Origin of the sequence: Pseudomonas sp. G1002, assembly GCF_013385455.1 — a bacterium.
GTDB lineage: Bacteria > Pseudomonadota > Gammaproteobacteria > Pseudomonadales > Pseudomonadaceae > Aquipseudomonas.
This window is the reverse complement of the sequence record NZ_JACAPY010000066.1, coordinates 1-6950: the sequence shown is the minus strand read 5'-3', so window position 1 is coordinate 6950 and position 6950 is coordinate 1. Positions and strand designations below refer to the sequence as shown.

At 66.4% G+C, this 6950-nt stretch carries 5 protein-coding genes and 1 pseudogene; all 6 read right to left on the bottom strand.

What is annotated here, in order from left to right; all coding sequences use genetic code 11:
- A partial coding sequence (locus tag HX801_RS32145) for an MFS transporter (RefSeq protein WP_371316602.1) occupies window positions 1–391 on the bottom strand: 391 nt, incomplete at its 3' end.
- Window positions 388–1596 carry an acyl-CoA dehydrogenase family protein gene (locus HX801_RS31475; RefSeq protein WP_008431174.1) on the bottom strand — a complete coding sequence of 403 codons (1209 nt, stop codon included), beginning with the start codon at window positions 1594–1596 and terminating at the stop codon, window positions 388–390. The genes HX801_RS31475 and HX801_RS32145, both read right to left, overlap by 4 nt.
- 20 nt (window positions 1597–1616) lie before the next feature.
- A pseudogene (locus HX801_RS31470) lies at window positions 1617–3289 on the bottom strand (dipeptide ABC transporter ATP-binding protein).
- Window positions 3286–4149, bottom strand: a complete 864-nt coding sequence (locus HX801_RS31465) for an ABC transporter permease (RefSeq protein ID WP_177023408.1) — start codon at window positions 4147–4149, stop codon at window positions 3286–3288. The pseudogene HX801_RS31470 and the gene HX801_RS31465 overlap by 4 nt, the downstream one beginning before the upstream one ends.
- The gene (locus HX801_RS31460; protein WP_003219850.1) at window positions 4146–5126 is read right to left on the bottom strand and encodes an ABC transporter permease; all 981 of its coding nucleotides are present in this window, start codon (window positions 5124–5126) and stop codon (window positions 4146–4148) included. Before HX801_RS31460 ends, HX801_RS31465 begins: the two co-directional genes overlap by 4 nt.
- Window positions 5123–6784, bottom strand: coding sequence for an ABC transporter substrate-binding protein (locus tag HX801_RS31455; RefSeq protein WP_177023407.1), 1662 nt, complete (start codon window positions 6782–6784; stop codon window positions 5123–5125). The genes HX801_RS31460 and HX801_RS31455 overlap by 4 nt, the downstream gene beginning before the upstream one ends.
- Between the last annotated feature and the right edge of the window lie 166 nt (window positions 6785–6950).

Here is a 6950-nt window from a genome sequence, read left to right as displayed (position 1 = left end):
GCCCCACCGGCACCATCATCGCCCCCGAGGCACCCTGGGCCAAACGCGCCAGGGACAGTTGCAACAGCGAGCCCGAGCAGGCACAGGCCACCGACGCGAGGGTGAACAGCACGATGGCGCTGATAAACACCCGACGCGGCCCGAACCGGTCGGCCGCCCAGCCGCTGACCGGCACGAACAGCGCCACCGCCAGCAGGTACAGCGACACCACCAGGTTCATGCGCACGCTGGGCTCGCCGAAATCCTGGGCCATCTGCGGCAGCGCGGTGAGCACTGCCGTGGCGTCGATCAGTTCCATGAACAGCGCACAGCCGATGATCATCGGCACCCGGCGCGCATGCCCGGTGCCCACCTCGCCCAAGGGGTGTGAAAGGTTGAGGGCTTTGTTCAAAACAGCCCCGATGTCGGAGGCGGCGTGCCCTTGAGTTGCCAGGCGCCCACGGCTGCGGCTTTCCAGTGCCGGGGATTGTGGTTGGCCACGGTGCGCGCGTTGCGCCAGTGCCGGTCCAGGTTATGCGCGCGGCCGGTGGTGGAAGCGCCACCCACGTCGAACACCAGCTCGGCGGCCTTGAGCGCCGACTCCGCCGCGATGTATTGCGCCTGGGCCACGTCCACTGCCGCCTGGTCGACGGCCACCGCATCAAGATCCGCAGCCCAGGCGCGGTCAATGGAGTCCGCCGCGTGCAACACCACCGCTTCGGCGGTAAAGGCCCGGGCCGAGACGTCGCCCACGCTCAGTTCCACGTACGGGTCATCCACCGAGCGCGTGGCGCTGCTGTGCTTGATCGGCCGCGCATGCTCCTTGGCAAAGGTCACCGCATCATTCAGCGCATTACGCGCAATACCGGCCTGCACCGCCGCGAGGAACACTTGCAGGAACGGCGTGACAATCGTGCGCTTGCCTTCCTCGACGGTGCGGGTGCGGATCTCGCTGGCCAACACCTGCACATCATGCAGATGGGTGGTGCCACTGGCGGTCAGGCGCTGGCCCATGGCGTCGAAATCATCCAGCAACTCCAGGCCCTGGCGGTCGCGGGGCAGGATGAACGACACGGGCTGGTCATTCTCGTCCAGGGCGACGGCGCTGACCCAATCGGCATACAACGAACCGGTGCTGTAGTACTTGCTGCCGCAAGCGCGAAAGTGCTCGCCGTCACGCACGATGCGCGCACTGATCGAACCGTTGGCACCGCCGACTTCCCAGCCGGCATTGCCGATCACGGCGCCTTGCAGGTAGCGCCCGAACCAGCGCTCGCGCTCCTCCTCCGCCCCCTCGGCGCGGGACGCCAGCAGGCCTTCGACAAACCCGAAACCGGGGCGCAGCGCCTGGGCCACGTTGGAGTCGGCCGAGGCGATGCGAATCAGCAAGGCAATCACGTCCTTGACCGAACCACCGGCGCCGCCAAACCGCTTGGGAATCCGCACGGTAAACAACCCGGCCTGGGCGATCTGCGCCACGGCCTCATACGGCAGTTGGCGGTCACGCTCACGTTGCGCAGCGCCGGCGGCAATCTGCGGCAGGATGCGGTCGGCGCGGGCGTTCAGTTCGGCCACCGTTACAACCGGCGGCGTGGGTACAGCAGACAACTTGCTCATGGCACTTCCTTGATTCAGGTCTAGATGGCGATTTTCCACAGGCGCGATTCATCAAACAGCCAGCCGGGGTTTTCCGGCTCCAGGGCCGGCACCACCAACTGCGTGCCGCTGCCGGGCAGGCGTGGCACCGCGCCCAGCAGGCGCCGGGTGTATTCGTGCTGGGGCGATTCAAACAACGTCTCGACGCTGGCGCTTTCCACCACCTGGCCGTGGCGCATCACCAACACTTCGTCGCTGACGTGGCGAATCACCCCCAGGTCGTGGGAGATAAACAGGTAGGCCAGGCCCAGCGAGGCTTGCAGGTCGGCCAGCAGATCCAGGACCTGGGCCTGCACCGACACGTCCAGCGCCGACACCGGCTCGTCGCAGATAATCACTTTGGGGTTGCTGGCAATCGCCCGGGCAATCGCCACGCGCTGGCGCTGCCCGCCCGACAGTTGCAACGGTCGGCGCTCGGCCAATTGCGGCGCCAGGCGTACCTGGTCGAGCAACTGTGTCACGCGGGCCGCCTGTTGCTCGGCGTCGATACCGGCAACGTCCAGCGCATCACTGAGGATCTGCCCCACCGTCCAGCGCGGGTCGAACGAACTCAGTGGGTCCTGATAGATCACGCTGATGTCGCGGCGATGCAGGCGTCGGGTTTTCTCCTCGACCCGTTCGGTGCCTGCCGCGGCCCATGGCTGGTCGAGAAAACGCACCTCGCCGGCATCCGGTTGCAGCAGCCCGAGGGCGATACGCGCCACCGTGGTTTTGCCCGAGCCGGATTCACCGACGATGCCTAGGGTGCGGCCGGCGCGCAGCTCGAAGCTGACGTCGTCCACCACCTGGCGCGACTGTTGATCGGGGCCGACATACCGTTTGCCCAGCCCGGAGGCCTTGAGCAACACCGGCGAATCCGCGCCCGGCCGTGGTTGCGCCACCGCGTTGCTGCGCTCCGGCGACAAGCGTGTGCCACGGGCATGTTCGGCGGGCACCGCATCCAGCAGCGAGCGGGTGTAGGCGTGGCGCGGGTTGAGCAGCACCTGATCCATCGGCCCCTGCTCCACCACTTCGCCGTGGCGCAGCACCAGCACCTCATCCGCCAATTGCGCGACCACTGCCAGGTCATGGCTGANNGCAGGATCTGCGCCTGCACCGTGGCATCCAGCGCCGTGGTCGGTTCATCGGCGATCACCAGGCCGGGGTTCAATGCGAGTGCGCTGGCAATCAGCGCACGCTGGCGCAGGCCGCCGGAGAGTTGATCGGGGCGCTGGCGGGCACGCAGTTGCGGCTCGGGTACGCCCACCAGATCCAGCAGTTCAATGACGCGTTCGCCACGGCTGCGACGGTCGCCCCAGCGATGGGTCTCCAGCACTTCGAGAATTTCCTTGCCCACCGGCCGCAACGGGTCGAGGGACACCAGTGCATCCTGCAACACGAAGCCGATGCCATTGCCACGCAAACGACGCCAGCCACGCTCCGACAGGCTGAGCAAATCCACGCCGTCGTAACTCAAGGTGCGCGCCGTAACCTTCGCGCCCGCACCCGCCAGGCCGATCAGGCTGCGGGCGGTGACGCTTTTACCGGAGCCGGATTCGCCCACCAGCGCCAGGGTCTTGCCAGGCTCCAGGGTGAAAGACAGATTGCGCACCACCGACTGCCCGGCAAACTCGATGGACAGCCCTTCAACGATCAAGCGTTTCTGGTCGCTCATGAAAGACGGCCCTCCAGGCGTTGTTGCAGGTAACGGCCAGTGACCGTGGTCGACAGCGTGGTCAATACGATGAACAGCCCGGGGAAGAACGTCAGCCACCAGGCGTTGGCGATGAAGTCGCGGCCCATGGACAACATGGTCCCCCACTCCGGTGCCGGCGGACGGGCGCCCAGGCCGAGAAAACTCAGGGCCGAGGCCCAGACAATCGCCTGGCCCACGCCCATGGTCAGGGTCACGATCAACGGGCGCATGGCGTTCGGCAGCAACTGGCGCAGGATGATGCGCAGCGGCGGATGCCCGAGGGCGCGGGCGGCTTCGATATAGCCCGCGTTGCGCACCGCCAGCACCTGGCCACGGACCATCCGCGCATAACCCGGTGCACTGCCCAGCCCGGTGGCGACGATCAGCGGGCCGATGCCGCTGCCGAAAATAGCCACGAACAACAGCGCCAGGATCAGGCTCGGAAACGCAAACAGCACTTCCAGCAACCAGCCCACGCCGCGGTCCACCCGCGCGCCGCCCAGCCCGCCCAACAGGCCAAGCACAATGGCGATGGTCATCGCAATCGCCGTGGCTGCCAGGCCGATGAACAACGACTGGCGGGTGCCATGGATCACCCGCGAAAAAATATCCCGCCCCGACTGATCGGTGCCGAACCAGTGGGCCAGGCTCGGCGAATGAAACGCATCGCGGGGCACGATGGCCAGCGGGTCGCTGTAGGCGAACAACTGCGGCACCAGCGCCGCGACGATCACCAGCAACAGAAAGATAATCGCCAACAGCGGGCCGAGGCGCAGCGTGCGAGTGGTGCGCTGAATCCGCAGCGCGGGCAGCGGTGTTTCCAGGGTCAGGCCACTCATGCTGGAAGCTCCTGTTGGCGAGGGTCGACCCACAGGTACAGCAGGTCGACCAGAATATTGGCGAGCACGTAACCGGCGGCGACCACCAGGCTGATGCCGATGGTCAGCGGCAGGTCCTGGGCCTGCACCGCCTGGTACAACTGGCGGCCGAGGCCCTTGCGGGAAAAAATCACTTCGATCACCACGGCGCCGCTGATCAGCGCGCCGATGGCCCAGCCCGACAGCGAGATGCCCGGCAACACGGCGTGGCGCAACGCGTGTTTGAAGCGCACGTTGAAGTCACTCAGGCCACGGGTGCGGGCGGTCAGGATGAAGGGTTGGTCGAGGGTCAAATCCAGGGATTCACGGGTGACCTGGGCGATAAACCCGGCCAGCGGAATCGCCAGGGCGAACGACGGCAACACCAGGGTGCGCCAGCCATCACTGCCTGCCGGCGGGAACAGCCGCAGGCCGAACGCAAACACCGCCAGCAGCAGAATCCCCAGCCAGAAGTGCGGCAGCGCGGCGGCCAGGGTTTCCGCGAGCGAGGCCAGGCTGGCCACCCAGCGGCGGCGCCCGGCGGTCAGCACCGTCAGCGCCAGCACCAGGACCCAGGCCAGGGCGAGGGACGTCAGGGTCAGCTCCAGGGTCGGCCAGGATTGCTCGGCGAGCACTCGGGTCACCGGCAGGTGCTGGGAATAGGAAACCCCCAGGTCACCCTGCACCAGTCGCCCGAGGTACAACGCGTATTGCACCGCCAATGGTTTGTCGAGGCCGTACTCGCGGGTGGCTTCGGCGATGGTCTCGGGGGTGGGGTTGCCGCTCGGGCCGCCAAGGATCGCCTGCACCGGATCGCCGGGCATCAGGCGCAAGGCAAAGAACGTCAGCGTGGCCACCGCCCAGAGCACCAGCACGCCGCCGGCAAGGCGCCACAGCGCGCGTTTGCCGAGCCGGGCCAGGCGCTCGCGCCGTGGGTTGGCAAGTGATGTGTCGCTCATTTGTTCACCCATGCGTCATAGAGATAAGTCACCGCCAGCGACGGCTCCAGCCGCACGCCCTGGGTGGTCTTGTAGATACCCAGCCGCGTGCTTTGCGGGTAGGTGGTCAATTGCAGGTACTGGCTGGAAGCGATTTTCTGCGCCTGGTAATACAGCGCCCGGCGCTGCTCGCTGTCCTGGGTGGTGAGGGCTTGCCGGATCAGCGTGTCGAACGCCGGGTCACTGAAGCCTGCGGTGTTCTGGTGGTAACCACCGACACCCGCCGGGCTGATGAACTCACTGCCGAAGATGATCCGCAGCACGTCGGCGGTGTTGGTGTTCCAGTAGCCAAGGCGAATGTCGTAGTCCCAGTCGGCCTGGCGTTTGGTGGCCTGCACGTCACTCATCTGGTCGACGATCAGCTCGAAGCCGACCTGCCGGGTGGTGGCCTGCACCTGTTCCCACAAGGTGTATTCCGACGGTGGCGTGCGGTTGCCCATCACCACATGGACTTGCAGGCGCTTGCCGTCCTTGGTGCGGTAGCCCTCGCTGTCGCGCTGGGTCCAGCCGGACTGGTCGAGTAACTGAGCAGCCCGGGCCGGGTCGTAATCCTGGGCGTGCTGGAACTCCGGGCTGTAGAAGCGCGTGGCTGGGCTCAGCGGCCCGCCGGCGCGGGGGAATTCGTTGAAGTACACGCTCTTCAACGCGCCTTCGATGTCGGAGCTGCGCACGAAGGCTTCGCGCACTCGCACGTCATCGAACGGCGCACGGGTGATGTTCAGCGTGCCGTTGGTGGGGTTGCCGGGGCGTTGGGCGATCACCAGGGTCAGGTCCGGGTTGCGTCGAGCGGCCTCGTGGGATTCGGGCGGCAACGCTTCGATCACGTCGACCTCGCCAGCCTGCAACGAGGCGAAGCGCACGGAAGGTTCCTGGATGAACTTCCAGACGATCCGGTCGAGCCAGGCCGGGCCCTGGTGCTTGGCGGTGGGTGGTGCCCAGTTGTAGTCGGGGTTGCGCACCAGCTCGACCTGGCTTTGCCGGTCCCAGCGCACGACCTTGAACGGGCCGCTGCCGACCGGGCTTTCGCAGTTCTCGTCGCGGGAGCGCAGCAGTGCGGTGGGGGACTCGATGCCGAGGAAGCCTTGGGCGAGTACTTCAAGAAAGGCCGCGTACGGCGTGGCCAGGTGCACCACTGCGGTGTATTCGTCGAGCACGTCGGTGCTGCGGTATTGGCGGATGTAGCCGCCTGCGGTGCTGGATTGGGTCTTGGGGTTGGCCATGTGGTCGAGGTTGGCCTTGACCGCCGCGGCGTTGAACGGGGTGCCGTCGGTGAAGTGCACGTCGTTGCGCAGGTGGAAGGTGTAGGTCAGGCCGTCGGGGGAGACTTCCCAGGTCTTGGCGAGCCAGGGGCCGATGCGGCCGTCGGTGTCCATTGAGACCAGGGAGTCGAGGTATTGCTGGGCGACGAACACCTGGGGCATGTCGCCGGCCACGTGGGGGTCGAGGCAGGTGGGTTCGCGGTCGGTGGCGTAGACCAGGGTGCCGCCCTTTACCGGTTGGTCACTGCGGGTGACGGTTGAGCTGCCTTGGCCACAGCCCAGGAGCAGGCCGCAGAGTGTGGCGGTGCCGATAAGGAGCAACGGGCTGGATCGTCGCGGGTAAGGGGCGGGTTCTTGCATGATGGGTCAGGCCTAAAGTCCGGGAACTGGGTCATTGCACAAGGCATGCCGGGTTTTTGGGCCTGTAAACAGGGGGGGTTGGGGGTTGGGGGGATTGGTGAAAACGACAATGTGTGTGGGAGGTGTTGGTCAGGCAACAGCTAGGCCTTTGGGGGGTGTGAGGTTT

Excerpts from the sequence above, each read along its gene's own strand:
- HX801_RS31475 (WP_008431174.1), bottom strand. The coding sequence starts at position 1,596 with ATGAGCAAGTTGTCTGCTGTACCCACGCCGCCGGTTGTAACGGTGGCC.
- HX801_RS31465 (WP_177023408.1), bottom strand. The coding sequence starts at position 4,149 with ATGAGTGGCCTGACCCTGGAAACACCGCTGCCCGCGCTGCGGATTCAG.
- HX801_RS31460 (WP_003219850.1), bottom strand. The coding sequence starts at position 5,126 with ATGAGCGACACATCACTTGCCAACCCACGGCGCGAGCGCCTGGCCCGG.
- HX801_RS31455 (WP_177023407.1), bottom strand. The coding sequence starts at position 6,784 with ATGCAAGAACCCGCCCCTTACCCGCGACGATCCAGCCCGTTGCTCCTT.